15 protein-coding genes and 2 tRNA genes are annotated in these 16,779 nt (G+C 54.3%); 11 read left to right on the forward strand and 6 right to left on the reverse strand.

Annotation, left to right across the window (positions count from 1 at the left end; all coding sequences use genetic code 11):
• Positions 1 to 117: 117 nt before the first annotated feature.
• The 9 genes from rppH to ptrA all read left to right on the forward strand — a co-directional run bounded on the left by rppH (position 118) and on the right by ptrA (position 9,972).
• Positions 118 to 645, forward strand: coding sequence for an RNA pyrophosphohydrolase (gene rppH / locus DD586_RS04485; RefSeq protein WP_012883628.1), 528 nt, complete (start codon positions 118 to 120; stop codon positions 643 to 645).
• Positions 646 to 659: 14 nt separating this feature from the next.
• Positions 660 to 2,906 carry a phosphoenolpyruvate--protein phosphotransferase gene (gene ptsP, locus DD586_RS04490; protein ID WP_041164792.1) on the forward strand — a complete coding sequence of 749 codons (2,247 nt, stop codon included), beginning with the start codon at positions 660 to 662 and terminating at the stop codon, positions 2,904 to 2,906.
• A gap of 235 nt (positions 2,907 to 3,141) precedes the next feature.
• Positions 3,142 to 4,005, forward strand: a complete 864-nt coding sequence (gene lgt / locus DD586_RS04495) for a prolipoprotein diacylglyceryl transferase (RefSeq protein ID WP_012883630.1) — start codon at positions 3,142 to 3,144, stop codon at positions 4,003 to 4,005.
• Positions 4,006 to 4,036: 31 nt separating this feature from the next.
• On the forward strand, positions 4,037 to 4,831 hold the full coding sequence (gene thyA, locus DD586_RS04500; RefSeq protein ID WP_012883631.1) for a thymidylate synthase: 795 nt from the start codon (positions 4,037 to 4,039) through the stop codon (positions 4,829 to 4,831).
• Between the two features lie 250 nt (positions 4,832 to 5,081).
• Positions 5,082 to 5,573, forward strand: coding sequence for a prepilin peptidase-dependent protein (locus tag DD586_RS04505; protein WP_012883632.1), 492 nt, complete (start codon positions 5,082 to 5,084; stop codon positions 5,571 to 5,573).
• On the forward strand, positions 5,567 to 6,160 hold the full coding sequence (locus tag DD586_RS04510; RefSeq protein ID WP_012883633.1) for a prepilin peptidase-dependent protein: 594 nt from the start codon (positions 5,567 to 5,569) through the stop codon (positions 6,158 to 6,160). Before DD586_RS04505 ends, DD586_RS04510 begins: the two co-directional genes overlap by 7 nt.
• A 100-nt stretch (positions 6,161 to 6,260) precedes the next feature.
• Positions 6,261 to 6,665 carry a YgdB family protein gene (locus DD586_RS04515; protein WP_041164297.1) on the forward strand — a complete coding sequence of 135 codons (405 nt, stop codon included), beginning with the start codon at positions 6,261 to 6,263 and terminating at the stop codon, positions 6,663 to 6,665.
• The gene (locus DD586_RS04520) at positions 6,649 to 7,035 is read left to right on the forward strand and encodes a prepilin-type N-terminal cleavage/methylation domain-containing protein (protein WP_012883635.1); all 387 of its coding nucleotides are present in this window, start codon (positions 6,649 to 6,651) and stop codon (positions 7,033 to 7,035) included. Before DD586_RS04515 ends, DD586_RS04520 begins: the two co-directional genes overlap by 17 nt.
• 39 nt (positions 7,036 to 7,074) lie before the next feature.
• Entirely contained in the window at positions 7,075 to 9,972 is a 2,898-nt protein-coding gene (gene ptrA, locus DD586_RS04525) for a pitrilysin (protein ID WP_012883636.1), read from the forward strand.
• Between the two features lie 146 nt (positions 9,973 to 10,118).
• On the opposite strand, the gene argA is transcribed toward ptrA, so the two are convergent.
• Positions 10,119 to 11,444 (reverse strand): amino-acid N-acetyltransferase, encoded by a 1,326-nt coding sequence (argA, locus tag DD586_RS04530; RefSeq protein ID WP_012883637.1) that lies wholly within the window; start codon positions 11,442 to 11,444, stop codon positions 10,119 to 10,121.
• Positions 11,445 to 11,667: 223 nt separating this feature from the next.
• On the opposite strand from argA, the gene amiC reads away from it, so the two are divergent.
• Positions 11,668 to 12,906, forward strand: a complete 1,239-nt coding sequence (amiC, locus tag DD586_RS04535; RefSeq protein WP_012883638.1) for an N-acetylmuramoyl-L-alanine amidase AmiC — start codon at positions 11,668 to 11,670, stop codon at positions 12,904 to 12,906.
• Positions 12,907 to 12,969: 63 nt separating this feature from the next.
• On the opposite strand, the gene DD586_RS04540 is transcribed toward amiC, so the two are convergent.
• Positions 12,970 to 13,046: transfer RNA gene (locus DD586_RS04540), tRNA-Met, on the reverse strand.
• Positions 13,047 to 13,085: 39 nt separating this feature from the next.
• Positions 13,086 to 13,162 (reverse strand) — tRNA-Met (locus tag DD586_RS04545).
• Between the two features lie 212 nt (positions 13,163 to 13,374).
• Here DD586_RS04545 and mltA point away from each other — a divergent pair.
• On the forward strand, positions 13,375 to 14,535 hold the full coding sequence (gene mltA / locus DD586_RS04550; protein WP_012883639.1) for a murein transglycosylase A: 1,161 nt from the start codon (positions 13,375 to 13,377) through the stop codon (positions 14,533 to 14,535).
• Positions 14,536 to 14,573: 38 nt separating this feature from the next.
• On the opposite strand, the gene DD586_RS04555 is transcribed toward mltA, so the two are convergent.
• From DD586_RS04555 to DD586_RS04565, 3 genes are read right to left on the reverse strand one after another with little or no spacing between them, the layout of a single operon-like run.
• Positions 14,574 to 15,053: a GNAT family N-acetyltransferase gene (locus DD586_RS04555; RefSeq protein ID WP_012883640.1), complete on the reverse strand. Its 480-nt coding sequence runs from the start codon at positions 15,051 to 15,053 to the stop codon at positions 14,574 to 14,576.
• Positions 15,053 to 16,066, reverse strand: a complete 1,014-nt coding sequence (locus tag DD586_RS04560; RefSeq protein ID WP_012883641.1) for a D-2-hydroxyacid dehydrogenase family protein — start codon at positions 16,064 to 16,066, stop codon at positions 15,053 to 15,055. The genes DD586_RS04555 and DD586_RS04560 overlap by 1 nt, the downstream gene beginning before the upstream one ends.
• A 19-nt stretch (positions 16,067 to 16,085) precedes the next feature.
• The gene (locus DD586_RS04565) at positions 16,086 to 16,532 is read right to left on the reverse strand and encodes a GNAT family N-acetyltransferase (protein ID WP_012883642.1); all 447 of its coding nucleotides are present in this window, start codon (positions 16,530 to 16,532) and stop codon (positions 16,086 to 16,088) included.
• Between the last annotated feature and the right edge of the window lie 247 nt (positions 16,533 to 16,779).

The raw sequence follows: 16,779 nt of genomic DNA on the forward strand, positions 1-16,779 counted from the left end.
TGTGGCACGATTGGAGCAAACACATCAATAAAAGGGAAGTAAAGCGGGAGTTTACCGTCTGCCAGGAGTGTGAAACAATCGAGTCATCTTTGCATTCTAGTTTATCGAGGTAGTCCGGTGATCGACGATGATGGCTACCGCCCGAATGTTGGTATTGTAATTTGTAATCGGCAGGGTCAGGTATTGTGGGCTCGCCGCTACGGCCAGCACTCCTGGCAGTTTCCTCAAGGGGGAATCAACCCCGGAGAAAGCGCGGAACAAGCCATGTACCGCGAACTGTTCGAGGAGGTGGGGCTGCGGAAAAAGGATGTTCGTATCCTGGCTTCCACCCGAAGCTGGTTACGCTATAAATTGCCAAAACGTTTGGTGCGTTGGGATACAAAACCGGTATGTATCGGCCAAAAGCAAAAATGGTTTCTGCTACAGTTAATGTGTAATGAATCTGACATCAATATGCAAAGCAGCGGCACTCCGGAATTCGACGGCTGGCGTTGGGTGAGCTACTGGTATCCGGTACGCCAGGTGGTGTCGTTCAAACGGGATGTTTACCGTAAGGTGATGAAGGAATTTGTCATCGCCGTGATGCAGCTACAGGAGAATTCGGCTACCCGAATATCATCAGGCACCAGACGAAAACGAGGATAATCCGACACATCATGATGCTCACGCGACTGCGAGAAATTATTGAAAAGGTTGCGGCCGCTGCCCGGCTGAGTGATGCGTTGGACATTCTGGTTAATGAAACCTGTCTGGCGATGGATACGGAAGTCTGTTCTATCTATCTGGCTGATCACGATCGTCAATGTTATTACCTGATGGCGACGCGTGGGTTGAAAAAGCCGCGCGGTCGTACCATCACGCTGGCGTTTGGTCAGGGGATTGTCGGCCTGGTGGGTGAACGGGCGGAGCCTATCAATCTGGCGGATGCGCAAAGCCACCCCAGCTTCAAGTTTATTCCCGCTGTCCGTGAACAGCATTTTCGGTCATTTTTGGGTGTGCCGATTATCCACCGGCGTCAGTTGTTGGGCGTGCTGGTGGTGCAGCAGCGCGAGCACCGGCAGTTCGACAAAAACGAAGAATCATTCATGGTGACGCTGGCCACCCAGATGGCGGCCATCCTTTCCCTATCCCAAATGAAGGCGTTGTTCGGGCAATACCGCCAGACACGCGTTAAAGCGATGGCGGCTTCTTCCGGCGTCGCTATTGCACCGGGCTGGCAGGACCGTAGCCAGCCGTCGTTGGAATTGGTGTTTCCGGCCTCCAGTCTTGACAGTGATCGTGAACGTTCCCGATTGTTGGTGGCGATGGAAGAAGCTGGCGCGGAGTTTCGCCGTTTCAGCAAGCGTTTTAGTGCCAGCTCGCAAAAAGAGAGCGCAGCCATCTTCGATTTCTATTCCCACTTGCTCAACGATGCCCGTCTGAAACGTGATTTGTTTCAGGAAGTGGATACTGGCAGTGTAGCTGAGTGGGCCGTTAAAGTCGTTGTCGAGCGGTTCGCGGCGCAGTTTGCCAGTTTGCAGGATCCTTACCTGCGTGATCGCTCCAGTGACCTGCGTGCGTTAGGTCAGCGTCTGCTGTTTCACCTTGACGACAATGCCCAGAGTAATGGGCAGTGGCCGCCGCGCTTTATTCTGGTGGCCGACGAACTGACTGCTACGTTGCTGGCCGAAGTACCGCAGGATCGTCTGGCCGGGGTGGTGGCCTATGACGGTGCTGCCAATTCCCACGCCGCTATTTTGGTGCGAGCGATGGGCATTCCCACGTTGATGGGCGCGGATATTCAGCCTGAGCTACTGCATCAGCGCCTGCTGGTGCTGGATGGGTATCGCGGCGAGCTGCTGGTTGACCCGGAGCCGGTGCTGGTGCAGGAGTATCAGCGCCTGCTGAGCGAAGAAAACGAGCTCACCCGGCTGGCGGAAGACGATATGGAACGCCCGGCGGTGCTGAAAAGCGGTGAACGGGTGGATGTGATGCTCAATGCTGGTCTGAGTGCCGAGCATGAGAAGCGTTTTATCAATCAGGTTGACGGCGTCGGCCTGTATCGCACCGAAATTCCGTTCATGCTGCAAAATGGCTTCCCTTCGGAAGAGGAGCAGATGACGCAATATGAAGGCATGCTGCGGCTGTATCCGACCCGACCGGTGACGTTGCGTACGCTGGATATCGGCGCTGACAAGCAGTTGCCTTATCTGCCCATCAGCGAGGAAAACCCTTGTCTGGGCTGGCGCGGTATTCGTGTCACGCTGGACCAGCCGGAAATCTTCATGATTCAGGTTCGCGCCATGCTGCGTGCTAACGCCCATATCGGCAATTTGAGCATTTTACTGCCGATGATCAACAGCCTGGATGAGATCGACGAAGCAAAACGGCTGATCGACCGGGCAGCGGCGGAAGTGTCGGAACTGCTTGGCTTTCCGTCGCCGCGTCCACGCATCGGCATTATGATTGAAGTGCCGTCGGTGTTATTCCTGTTGCCGCATCTGGCATCCCGTATCGATTTTGTTTCCGTCGGTACCAATGACCTGACCCAGTATTTACTGGCGGTGGATCGCAATAATCCACACGTTGGTTCGCTTTACGACAGCTTGCATCCCTCAATGTTGCAGGCGCTGAACATGATAATCACGCAGTGCCATCATTATCGGCTGCCTGTTTCGGTGTGCGGCGAGATGGCAGGCGAACCGATGGGCGCGTTGTTACTGATTGGTCTCGGGTTCCGTACGCTGAGCATGAACGGACGCAGCGTTGCCCGCATCAAATACCTGTTGCGCCGCATTGGCGAGGATGAAACACGCCAACTGGTCAACAAAGTACTTAACGCGCAAACCGCCAGTGAAGTCCGCCAGTGGGCGTCGATTTTCATTGAAGAGCGGGGATTGGGCGGTCTGATTCGCGGCGGGCGCTAAACGCAGGCAATTGGATTTCTCCACCCGACTTTCTATCCAGATTTATCTACCCTGATTCATTCATCCGGGCTGCGCTACCCGGAAATGTTTACAGTTCTTTTATTCCCTCGCTGCCAACTGTTTCTACTGGCTATGCTATTATGCGCAACCGCAGACGGGCGATGGCGGTGCTGCCTTCTCTCGGCCCCTTAATAGCCCCGAAATCAGGGACAAAGCAACAAGAATGTGGTGATCGATGACGACGAGCTATCTGGAGTTTCCCAAGTTTGATCCGGTAATTTTTTCATTAGGACCGGTTTCCCTGCACTGGTATGGATTGATGTATTTAGTCGGGTTTGTATTCGCCATGTGGCTGGCGGTACGCCGTGCGAACAAACCGGGTAGCGGATGGCACAAAGACGAAGTAGAAAACCTGCTCTATTTCGGTTTCCTTGGTGTGTTTGTCGGCGGCCGTCTGGGTTATGTATTGTTTTATGCCCTCCCTTTATTTCTGGATAATCCGCTCTATCTGTTCCGGGTGTGGGACGGTGGCATGTCTTTCCACGGCGGGTTATTGGGTGTTATCACGGTTATGCTGTGGTTTGCGCACCGTACCAAACGCCATTTCTTTCAGGTCTCTGATTTTATTGCTCCATTGATTCCGTTTGGTCTGGGTGCGGGCCGTCTGGGTAACTTCATCAATGGTGAACTGTGGGGCCGGGTCACGACAGACACGCCGTGGGCGATGCTGTTCCCCGGTTCTCGCGGCGAGGATATGGCGCTGGCGGCAGGCAACCCGCAGTGGCAGGCCATTTTTAACCAATACGGTGTATTGCCGCGTCATCCGTCGCAGTTGTATGAACTGGCGCTGGAAGGGGTGGTGCTGTTCATCATTCTGAATGTGTTTATTCGTAAACCGCGCCCGATGGGCAGCGTGTCTGGGCTGTTTCTGATCGGCTACGGCTGTTTCCGTATTATTGTGGAATTTTTCCGCCAGCCGGATGCACAATTGGGGCTGTTTAGCGGCATCAGTATGGGGCAGATTCTGTCGGTACCGATGGTGTTAGCGGGTATCCTGATGATGGTATGGGCGTACCGTCGCCAGTCAGCCCGGCAGTAATGGTTAATAAAATTATTGAGATAGAGGTGGTATGAAACAGTATCTGGAACTGATGAAAAAAGTGCTCGAAGAAGGGACTCCCAAGGATGACCGCACGGGCACGGGAACGTTATCGATTTTCGGTCATCAGATGCGTTTCAACCTGCAGGAGGGGTTCCCGTTGGTGACCACTAAGCGTTGCCACCTGCGCTCGATCATCCACGAACTGTTGTGGTTTCTCAATGGCGATACCAATGTCGGTTACCTGCATGACAATAAGGTCACCATTTGGGATGAATGGGCGGACGAGAATGGCGATTTGGGGCCGGTGTATGGTAAGCAGTGGCGTGCCTGGGGGGCGGCGGATGGCCGTCAGATAGACCAGCTACAGACCGTGCTAAGACAACTGAAACAGGATCCGGATTCGCGCCGCATTATCGTTTCCGCCTGGAATGTGGGGGAACTGGATAAAATGGCGTTGGCACCGTGCCATGCTTTTTTCCAGTTCTATGTCGCTAACGGTAAACTCTCCTGCCAGTTGTACCAGCGTTCCTGCGACATCTTCCTGGGCCTGCCGTTTAACATCGCCAGCTATGCGTTGCTGGTGCACATGATGGCGCAGCAGTGCGATCTGGAAGTCGGCGATTTCGTCTGGACCGGTGGCGATACCCATCTCTACAACAACCACCTGGAGCAGACCCGTCTGCAGCTTAGCCGCGAACCGCGTCCCTTGCCTAAGTTGGTTATCAAACGTCGTCCGGAGTCGTTGTTTGATTATCGTTTTGAAGATTTCGACATTGAGGGGTATGACCCACACCCGGCCATCAAGGCACCGGTAGCGGTCTAACTCTTCGTCCCGCACGAATCTCACCGCCCAAAGGCGGGTACGGCCGACAATGGAAAGTGCGTTTCCTGTTGCGTCCGGTACCTTTCGATGGGCGGTTTTTTATCTGTAGATGGAAAGGTGGCTGCCAGTTTGCGAGCAGTCGCGCATTTCCCCTGTCTGTTGCCGTTGCCCCCCATACTGTTTGCGATACGTCCTGTAACTTCATGCTTCAACGCTATTCATACTGATACTGCACTTTAAAATCACCGCTATGGACAAAACCAACCGTAGGCAGCAGGGTTTTTCCCTGCTGGAATTAATCGTGGTGATAACCATTGTGGCGTTGCTGGCAGGCGGCGGGTGGCACAGATGGCTGTCTTACCGTCAGGCGTTGATGCTGGAACAGCATGCCCGCCACATGCTGGCGTTCATCGGCCGTGTACAGGCGAATGCTTACTGGCGTAATCAGAATGACAGTCTGTGGGTCAAATCAGCGCCCGGCAACTGGTGCATAGGGCGTGGTACTGAACCTGCTGCCTGCCCACCGGACAGCCCTTTCATTTTTACCCGCGCTTCGCAGGACGTCGCACTCGTCGAAACGACCAGCGATCGGCTGATGTTTTACGGATTGCGCAATGCGGCGCAAGCCGGGCACCTCACCGTGGGTAACCCGGCAGGGCGCGTACGGGTAGTGATTTCAGTACGTGGGCGCTTGCGCCTTTGTAGCGAATTACAGCCAGTGCAGGGGATACCACTATGCTGATCGTATCGACCAGACGACGTGTCCGCGGTTTTACCCTGCCGGAAGTGATGCTGGCGATGGCGCTGAGTAGTGTGACTATGCTGGCGGTGGCACAACTGTTGCCGTTGCTGCGGGCCAAGACGCAAGACAGTACCAGCCAGCTCCGTCTGGAGCACGTGTTGAGGCAGACGTTGTTCGGCATAGAAAAAGATATTCGACGTGCCGGATTTTGTGGCGGTAGTTGTCAGGGAACAGCATTGACGCTGGAGGCTGACGCCTCGAATCAAGTGAACTGTCTGTCGGCTGCTTACGACGTGAATCGCAATGGCCGCTTCGAAACGGCAGAGCAATCTGAGCCGGAGTTTTTTAGTTACCGCTTGCGTGCTGGTACGCTGGAGGTGCAAACGGGTGGCCCACGCTGTCAGGGAAATCGATGGGAGAAGTTACTGGATCCCAGCGAGGTGACGATTACCCGTTTTGAGGTCACCAGGGAGACTTCCGGTGTGCAGCCGCGCTACCGGTTATTGCTGGCGGGCTACTGGACAACACGTCCCAGGCAGCGCCAGCAGGTTGAGAGTCTGGTGGCCGGGAGAAATCATGCGGGTTAGGCAACGCACATCACGCCGGTTACATAGATCACACAGCCCCTATAGGCATCCATATAGACCACCATATAGACAACAGCGGGGCAGCATACTGGTGGTCGTTATGCTGGTGATGATGATAGGGATGTTGATGTTGGGTGGGTTACAACGCCAGCTGGATCTCCAGTTGCAGCAAGGTATTGAGGAGCAGCGTTTCTGGCAGGCTTTCAATCAAGGATTGTCATCACTGAACTGGGGCATGTCATTACGCTGGCCGGTGAGTGATGAATGGCAATGTCAAACCTTGCCGTCGGCACAATTACGCGCGTGCCTGCGTATCAATCACGATGACCGTTCCGGGTTGTTGCGAGGTGAAGGACAGGTTGATGGCGAACTGCAACCGTTGACGTTTTATCACCGGGTTATGATCGATGTCACAACAGCAGAGGGCTATATCCGGCCCATTATGGGTGGGTGGTCAGATTTTTGTCCAGATGCGATGGAGCAGGCCTGTGTTCCGGTGCAATGAAAAGCGAGTGGGCTGCGCGAGTGCTGGCTTCAGTTTGCCGGAAACACTGGTGGCAATGCTGTTATTCGCGGTTTCGTTGGCAGGGCTCTTGCAATATCATCAGGTACTTCAGCAATCATTGTTGCATCAGATGCAACAGCGTCAGGCGTGGCGGCTGGCTCACCAGAAACTGGAAGGTGAAAACGTCGGGCCGGTTTTATCGTCGCCGCTCGTTCCAGCTGGATGGGACGTAAACCGTACCGAACAAGCCTATCCGCCGTTTTGCCGTCGCATAACGGTGACGGTGGTCACGCCTTATCGCTACCGGGCGGCGCTCAGCCGCTGGTTTTGTGATGCCCCCGATGCTGTTGAACAACGCGGTAACCCGTAGCCTGAAATAAGAGCCTATATAACGCCTCTGGAGAGAGTAATGCGGAAATTTTGTGTGTGGTTTAGCGTACTGCTGTTGTTTTTCTGGTTACCGCTCTCTCAGGCGTCGGATGGCTGGCAGCCACTGCCGCAGACGATACGAAAGAGTGAGAATGATGTAAGACAGTATCAGGCGATACGGCTCGACAATGGGATGACGGTACTGCTGGTTTCTGATGCTCAGGCTACCCGCTCACTGGCGGCGCTAGCGTTACCGGTCGGTTCGCTGGATAACCCCCCGCAGCAACCTGGGTTGGCCCATTATCTGGAACATATGTTGCTGATGGGGTCGAAACGCTATCCACAGACCGATGGGTTGGCCGAATTTTTGAAAATGCATGGCGGCAGTCACAATGCTAGCACGGCTTCTTACCGCACGGCGTTTTACCTTGAGGTGGAGAATGACGCGTTACAACCAGCAGTTGACCGGCTGGCGGATGCGATAGCAGAACCACTGCTTGACCCCATCAACGCCGATCGTGAACGTCATGCGGTTAATGCGGAATTGACTATGGCTCGAGCTCGCGATGGGCTGCGTATGGCGCAGGTCGGGGCGGAAACCATCAACCCGGCACATCCAGGTTCCCGCTTTGCAGGCGGCAATCTGGAAACCCTTAGTGATAAGCCCGGCAGTAAGCTGCATGATGAACTGGTGGCGTTCTACCAGCGTTATTACTCCGCCAATCTGATGAAAGGCGTGATTTATGGCAAGCAGCCGTTGCCGGCGCTGGCGGCTATTGCGGCCTCGACATTTGGTCGGATTGCGAATCATCAGGTGAGTGTGCCGCCGATTACCACACCGGTAGTCACAGATGAGCAACGCGGGCTGTTTATTCACTATGTTCCGGCGCAACCTCGCAAACAGCTAAAAATTGAGTTTCGGGTTGATAACAACAGCCCGGCGTTTCGCAGTAAAACAGATACCTATATCAGTTATCTGATCGGTAATCGTAGCCAAAATACGCTTTCTGACTGGTTGCAGAAGCAGGGGCTGGCCGAGTCCATTCGTGCCAGCTCTGACCCAATGTCCGAGCGTAACAGCGGTGTATTCAATATCAGTGTCGATTTGACTGACAAGGGACTGGAACAGCAGGATGATGTGATTGCCGCCGTATTCAGCTATCTGGATAAACTGCGCAACGAAGGCATTCAGTCGCGTTACTTCGATGAGATCTCGCGAGTGCTCAACATTGACTTTCGCTACCCCTCTCTGAACCGTGATATGGGGTATGTGGAATGGCTGGTGGATACCATGTTGCGGTTGCCGGTGGAGTACACCCTTGAAGGGCCTTATCTGGCTGATCGCTTTGATCCTGATGCTATCAAGAGTCGGTTGTCGGGCATGACGCCACAGAATGCCCGCATTTGGGTGATAAGCCCGGAACAACCCCATGACAAAGAAGCCTATTTTGTCGGCGCACCTTATCAGGTGGATAAAATCGGCGATGCCAGGATGACAAAATGGCAGCAAATGGGCCAATCGTTGGCGCTCAGCTTACCGACACCTAACCCTTATATCCCGGATGATTTTTCACTGATCACGGCTGATGCGGCGATTACGCACCCCAGGAAAGTGGTCGATCAGCCGGGGTTGCGGGTGTTTTACATGCCAAGCCGCCATTTTGCCAGCGAACCCAAAGCCGATATCACCGTGATGTTGCGTAACCGCATGGCGAATGATTCTGCCCGCCACCAAGTGCTGTTCGCCCTGAACGATTATCTGGCGGGTGTCGCGCTGGATGCGCTTAGTTATCAGGCTTCAGTCGGCGGTATCAGCTTTTCGACCAGTAGCAATGACGGGTTGGTGATGACAGCCAGCGGCTATACCCAGCACCTGCCAGAATTACTGCTGACACTGGTTGAGCAGTATGCCAGTTTCAATTCGACGCAAGAGCAACTGGAGCAGGCGAAATCCTGGTACGCCGAGCAGCTCGACGCCAGTGAGAAGGCTAAAGCCTATGAACAGGCGATGTTCCCCATTCAGGGGTTATCGAGCGTACCGTATAGTGAGCGAAGCGAACGACGCAATTTGCTCAAGGACATTACGCTGCAGGAGCTGATGGAATACCGTAAGGCGTTGTTGCAGCAGGCGGCGCCGGAGATGCTGGTGGTGGGTAATCTGGCTCAAGAGAGAGTGGTCAGCCTGTCGTATAACCTGCATGAGCGTCTTGGCTGCGGGGGTACGCAGTGGTGGCGTGGGCAAGCCGTCAGCATTAGTCAGTCACAAAAGGCCATGTTGCAACGTGCTGGCAGCAGCACCGATTCGGCGCTGGCGGCGGTCTATATTCCGGCGGGATATGGCGAAGTACAGAGTGCGGCGTACAGCAAGCTGCTAGGGCAGATTATTCACCCTTGGTTCTTTAATCAATTGCGGACTGATGAGCAATTGGGATATGCCGTGTTTGCCACACCGGTTTCCATTGACCGGCAGTGGGGGATTGCGTTCCTGTTGCAAAGCAATAACAAGCAACCGGCTTACCTTTATCAGCGTTATCAGGACTTTTTTGGCAAGACTGAGCAGCGGTTGAACGCAATGAGCGCCGAGACTTTTGCCCAGAATAAGCAGGGGCTTATCAATGCGCTCAGCCAGCCGCCTCAGACGTTGGATGAAGAAGCGGCCCGTTTGCGTGGCGATCTCGACCGTGAGAACTTTGCCTTCGATACTCGCCAGCAGTTGATCGGCCAGTTGGCGTCCATCTCATCGGCACAATTAACGGACTTTTTCCGGCAGGCGTTGCATCCGCAAGGGTTGGCCATTTTGTCCCAGATTTCCGGGAGTGCGAGTGGGCATGTTGACTATGCCCGGCCATCGGAGTGGCAATTCTATGCCTCAACGTCCGCGCTGCAACAAACGCTACCGCTAAAGCCCGTTGAGCAAAAACAGACGGAAACGCAGTAAACACGGAGATAGGTAACAGACAGGTAGTGGGGCGACAGGCGGCGCTACCTGGCGATGTACCGGCGTAATTCCCTTCAGGGAGAGAGGTAACGCGTGGCGATGGGCCACGCGTTATGACATCATCAGTACTGCTTTAACTAAGCTGCTTACAGGTCGATGACCAGAATCTTGGAGCGACGTTGGTAGTTGTAAAGCTCTTGCTTACGTTTTGGCAACACCGCCACTTCCGCTGGCTGGAAACCACGTTCCTGGAACCAGTGAATGCTGTGGGTGGTCAATACAAACAAGCGTTTTAACCCTTGCTGGCGCGCTTGCACGGAGATGTGATGCAGCAACTGATCGCCACGCGATGAATTGCGGTATTCCGGGTGGACCGCCACGCAGGCCATTTCACCGATACTTTCCTCTGGAAACGGATAGAGTGCGGCACAGGCAATGGTCAGATTGTCGCGGACCACAACGGTGAATTTGTCGATCTCCATTTCCAGTTGCTCGCGAGAGCGGCGCACCAGAATACCCTGTTGTTCCAGCGGACGAATCAGCTCCAGAATCCCACCGATATCGTTGATGGTTGCCCGGCGGATTTGCTCGGCGCTTTCCATCACGATTTGGGTACCGATGCCGTCACGGGAGAACAGTTCCTGCAGCAACGCGCCATCTTCCTGATAACTTATCAAATGGCTGCGGCGCACTCCGCTGCGGCAGGCTTTCACCGCTCCGCGCAGGAAGCGTACGACTTCGGAGTTGTAGTCGCCCGCGTCTTCCAGTGACTGAATGCGCAGTTGGGCTTCGTCGGGCAGCAACTCCGATACGATGTTGCCTTCGACATTCGTGACCCCCTGAGAGGCACAAAAGCCAATCATCTTCTCGGCTTTGAGCTTGATAGCCAACTGGGTGGCGACTTCTTCTGAGGTCAGATTGAAACTTTCGCCAGTGACGGAAACCGCTACCGGTCCCAGCAACACGATTGCACCGCTGTCCAACTGACGATGTAACGCTTCTTCGTCAATGCGGCGGATGCGTCCGCTGTGGCAGTAATCTACGCCATCATCCACCCCAAGAGGCTGGGCGATGATAAAGTTACCACTGACCACATTGATGTGTGCACCCTGCAACGGCGTGTTCAGCAGACTCATCGACAGCCGTGCGGTGATATCCAGTTGCAGCATACCGGCCGCCTGTTTCACCAGCTCCAGCGTGGTGCTGTCCGTTACGCGAGTATGCTTGTGATAGCGAGGTTCATAGTGATGGGCCATCAGATTCGCATCTATCTGGGGGCGTGCGCCATAAACCACCACCAGCTTGATACCCAGACTGTGTAACAGGCCGATATCATTAACAATTTTGGTAAAATTTTCGTGTTCGATGGCCTCGCCGCCGAGCATGATGACAAACGTTTTACCACGATGTGCGTTGATGTAAGGAACTGAGTGGCGGAAGCCTTGAACCAGTTCTGTACTACGTTCCTTCACTGCGAGCCCTCTTGAATTTTTATTCGATATTTTCGTATTTTTATTCCTTGTAAACCAAAAGGCAAGCGATAACTTTTCGGTCTGACCTTATAGTTTAACGAAGCCCGTCTGACACAGTAAAAAACATGAAAATGATTTTTGCATGACAGCGTGAGAGGTATTGGTTAAAGTTTTTGACGTTTTTCTCAATCTGTCTGATTTTTATAGTCATTAGCGGAGCCGCATGTCTGATCCGAAACACCATCTGACCCGTCGTCATTTATTGCAGGGCGCCGCCGCCACCTGGTTATTGAGTATCAGTGGCGTGGGGCTTGCCGCTACCTCGCAGGTGATTGCTGTGCGAGTGTGGCCTTCTTCAGCGTATAGCCGCGTGACGCTGGAATCCAGCCAGCCGCTCAAGTACCGGCAATTTATGCTGGAACACCCTGACCGACTGGTCGTCGATATCGAAAATGCCTCGCTAAACAGTGTGCTGAAAAATGCGGGCCGACAATTCGAGCGGCTGGATCCCTTCATCAAGACGGCACGGGCCGGACAATTCGATAAAAATACCGTACGACTGGTGCTGGAGCTGCGCCAGAAGGTTAACCCCAGGCTGTTTACACTGGCTCCGGTCGCGGGCTTTCGACATCGATTGGTCATGGATTTGTATCCTGCCGCCGGGCGTTATGATAATGCGGATGATCCGCTACTGGCCTTGCTGGAGGATTACAACAAAGGTGATCTGGAGCGGACGTTGCCGCCGGAAAGGCCTAACGATGGTAGGGGCGGACGTGAAAGACCGCTGATTATTATGCTGGATCCGGGGCACGGTGGCGAAGACCCTGGCGCTATCGGTAAAAACCGAACCCGCGAAAAAGATGTGGTGCTGCAAATTGCCCGGCGCTTGAAAGCGTTGATTGAGCGTGAACGCAATATGAAGGTCTACATGACCCGCAATGAGGATGTGTTCATTCCGCTGAAGGTACGGGTCGCCAAAGCGCGTAAACAGCGTGCCGATTTGTTTGTTTCTATCCATGCCGATGCTTTTTCCAACCGCTCAGCTCGCGGTTCTTCCGTGTTTGCCTTGTCTAAAAAAGGCGCGACCAGTTCAGCGGCGCGTTATCTGGCACAAACGCAGAATGAATCGGATTTGATAGGGGGCGTGAGTCTCAGTGGTGATCACTATTTAGACAGCACGATGTTTGATATGGTGCAAACCACGACCATTAACGATAGCCTGAAGTTTGGTAAGGAGATCTTGCACCGGCTGGGAACCGTCAATCATCTACATAAGAACAGTGTTGATCAGGCCGGTTTTGCGGTGCTGAAAGCGCCGGATATTCCATCCGTGCTGGTGGAAACGGCATTCATCAGTAATCTGGAGGAAGAGCGTAAGCTGCGAACCAGTCGTTTTCAGCAGCAGGTAGCACAATCTATTATGGATGGGATAAAGGCTTATTTTGCAGCGCAGGCGCGTTAGGCGTGTGAAGAAAATAGTCTGAACGACAGGCATAAAAAAACACCCATCAGGGTGTCTATTTATTGGTTGCGGGGGCCGGATTTGAACCGACGACCTTCGGGTTATGAGCCCGACGAGCTACCAGGCTGCTCCACCCCGCGTCCGTCTTCTTACTTTTAGTATGATGCTGGTACATCAATTGGTTGCGGGGGCCGGATTTGAACCGACGACCTTCGGGTTATGAGCCCGACGAGCTACCAGGCTGCTCCACCCCGCGTCCGTGGATGCGCACTATACTCCGCGTTCGATTCGATGCAACCTCTTTTTTCAAATAGTCTACGTTTTTACAGATAGATGGTGAAAATCTCATCATGGTGTTTCTTTTTTAGACTGCTGAGGCCCATTTTGTCATGATGCGTTTTATTACCTCCGTCTGTTTGCTATCGTTTTGCGTGGTTTCACACTCAAGAAAACAAGAGAGCACGGAAAATGAAAGGATGGTGGGGGAAATACGTGTTGACCGGTGTGGTCATCGCGATTCTGGCAGGCTGCCAGACCCGGCCCAGCGATCGCGGTCAACAGTATAAAGATGGGCGTCTTGATCAACCGCTGGAGTGGGTAAATACGCCGAATGCCAATGGCAAGCCGGTGAATGCAGGCGATTTTTCTCAGCAGATTAGCCAGATCCAGGCCTCCTCTCCCGGCCTCTACTCTCGTAACAGTGATATTTTTCAGGCTGTCCAAAACTGGCTCCAGTCTGGTGGTGACACGCGCCAACTGACGCAGTTCGGTCTCAATGCCTGGCAGATGGAAGGTGTCGACAGTTTCGGCAACGTGCAATTTACCGGTTATTACACCCCGGTGGTGCAGGCGCGTCGCTACCGTCAGGGTGAGTTCCGATTCCCGTTGTATGCCATGCCGCGTGTGCGTAAAAACGGCCGTTTACCGGACCGTGCCGCCATTTATTCCGGCGCATTGAGCAACGAACTGGCTATCGCCTGGACCAATTCGCTGATGGACAACTTCATGATGGAAGTGCAGGGCAGCGGCTATGTTGATTTTGGTGATGGTGGTCCTTTGACCTTTTTTGGTTACGCCGGCAAAAACGGCCATGCTTACCGCAGTATCGGCAAGATATTGATTGACCGAGGCGAAGTTCCCCGAGAAGAGATGTCGATGCAGGCCATTCGGCAGTGGGCCGATCGGCACTCCGAGGCGGAAGTGCGAGACCTGCTGGTGCAGAATCCTTCTTTTGTGTTCTTTAAGTCTATGGCATCAATGCCCGTCAAAGGGGCGAGCGCGGTACCGCTGGTAGCGCGAGCTTCGGTCGCGTCTGACCGTTCATTAATACCGGCGGGTACCACGTTGCTGGCGGAAGTCCCGCTGCTGGACGCACAAGGCAAGTTTACCGGTAAGTATGAGATGCGCCTGATGGTAGCGCTGGATGTGGGAGGCGCGATTAAAGGACAGCACTTCGACATCTATCAGGGGATCGGCCCGGAAGCGGGTCATGCCGCCGGGTTTTACAACCATTATGGCCGGGTGTGGGTGCTGAAAAACGCGCAATCTTCCTCTGCCATGCCGTTGCTCAGTGCAAGCAACGGCGCTGCCACAAGTACTGGTGGGCTGATGGGCAGCAATCCACATTAATGTGTGGCCCCGCCAGCGTGCACGCTGGCGGGAATATATCAACCGATAGCTTTGACCATTTGGATACAGGGCAGTGAAAATCCGCGCGGCGATTGATAAAGACTGACCTCATCGCCTTCGAACCCCTGAGCGCGGTAAAACGGTGCGGCGTTAAGGGTGGCATCGAGCCTGATTTCCGCCAGACCCGCCGCGCGGGCTAACGCTTCCAGATGCAGCATCATCCGTTTGCCGACGCCTTGCCCCATCACGTCCGGCTCAACGAACACCGCATCTATCATTCCGGTATGAAGATTGATCATCCCCGTCCCGACGATCCGGGCGGCTATTTCTGCCAGATGAAAATGGTGGGTGACGGTGTTTTCAAATTTCTCGCTGAATTCACCGCTGGTCCACAGCTGTAGCTGTTCTGCCGTGTAATCGTGTCGGCAACCGTGCAAGATGGCGCGATTGCGCAGTTCAAATGCGGCCGGTGCATCGGCCCGGCGAGCCTTACGCAGCGTGATGGTGGGCGTGTGCATTACTCGGTTCCTGCAGCGGTATCATGAGAATGTGTGTCGGCAAGCGCTGCGTGGTTCACCAGATTGGTTGGGTGACCAGCAGCAAACGCCACCACATTTTCGAAGGCGGTTTTAAAGTACAGCTCGTAGCTACCTCGTTCGACATAACCGATATGCGGTGTAGCCAGGACATTTGGCAGCGTTAGCAGCGGTTCGTTTTCTGACGTGGCTGGCTCATTGTCGAATACGTCCAGGGCTGCCTGTTTGCCCGTATGAGCTCGGAGTTCATGCCAGAGCGCGCCCGGCTCCACCAGTTCGGCGCGGCTGATGTTAACGAACAGCGAGTCCGGTTTCATCAGTGCGAGGTCTTCCTGAGTGACGCAGTGGCGTGTGGCTGCGTTCAAACGCAGATGTAACGACAGAATATCCGCGCTGGCGAAAAAGGATGCCTTGCTGTCGGCAGCGGTAAAACCGTGCTGGCGCGCCAGCTCCCGCGATCTGTCACTGCCCCACACCAACACTGTCATTCCAAAGGCGGCAGCATAGCGGGCGATACGCTGCCCGATTTTACCGTATCCCCAGATACCGAGCGTCAGACCATGTAAGGTTCTCCCGAGCCCCAGCGGGCCGTTTTGCTGCCAATTGCCCTGCGTCAACTGCGCGTTATAGCCAGGAAGGTGGCGTGATGCCGCCATGATAAGGCTCCAGCATAATTCCGCGGGCGCAATCGGTGAGCCTGTCCCTTCAGCCACCGCAACACCATGCCGGGTGCAAGCGCCTACATCGAGGTGCTGGCTCACTTTACCGGTCTGGCTGACCAGTTTTAGCGACGGGAGCTGGCTCAACAGCGCGTCGGTGATACGCGTGCGTTCGCGAATCAGCACCAGCGCGTCAACGCCCCGCAGTTGGGCCGCCAGTTGGGCGGTATCGGTATAGGTTTTATTCAGAATCCGGACCTGATGGCCTTGCAACAGCGAAAAGCAATTCAGTTGTCTGACGACGTCCTGATAGTCATCCAGAATGGCGATATTCATGCTAATCCTTAACCGCGTTTCATGGTGTGTTGGGGAGGCAAGTCATAATGAACTCACGCTCGTTTTGGTCGGTGACCCGAAACCCCAGCCGGTGATACAGATGGCGGGCCGGGTTATTTTTCAGCACGCTCAGCACCACCGGCTGGTGTTGCGTGCATGCCTGAGCGAGCAGCTTTTCAATCAGTTGTTTGCCAAGCCCACGGTTTTGAAAATCCGGGTGGATTTGAATCTGCATCAGATACCAATGTTGCTCTTGCGGCATGAAACAATACTTGAACAGCCCGGCAGGTTGTCCGTCGACCTCTACGATATGTGCGTGTTCGAATCCATAACGCACACGGCGCATCAGGCTCTCGGCGTCTGTCGAGGCGCCAATATCCGTCAGGTATTTCCCCATGGTGAGCCAGCGTAGTTGTAGCAGGAAGTCGATATCGGATTCGGTGGCGGGGATCAGGTCAACATGCATGGTTCTTTCTCCGGCAGCGCTGGGTTTCATGATGCGTCAGTAGCTAAAGTGCCACAGCTCGCCGGCGTTCGTCACCTGCCAGCGCGATAAATAGGCGTGTCGGCTTGGCTTGTGTAAACCAGCTTGTGGTAACCAGACAAGGCAAGGGAAGAGGGTTAGACAACAGGATGACCCACAAGTAACGCTTCTGGAGCGGTATACGCTGCGTAAACCGTTTGACTGGGGTATCATCGCTGCCGTTTTTGAT

The sequence above is a fragment of the Dickeya parazeae Ech586 genome, from assembly GCF_000025065.1.
Taxonomy (GTDB): domain Bacteria; phylum Pseudomonadota; class Gammaproteobacteria; order Enterobacterales; family Enterobacteriaceae; genus Dickeya; species Dickeya zeae.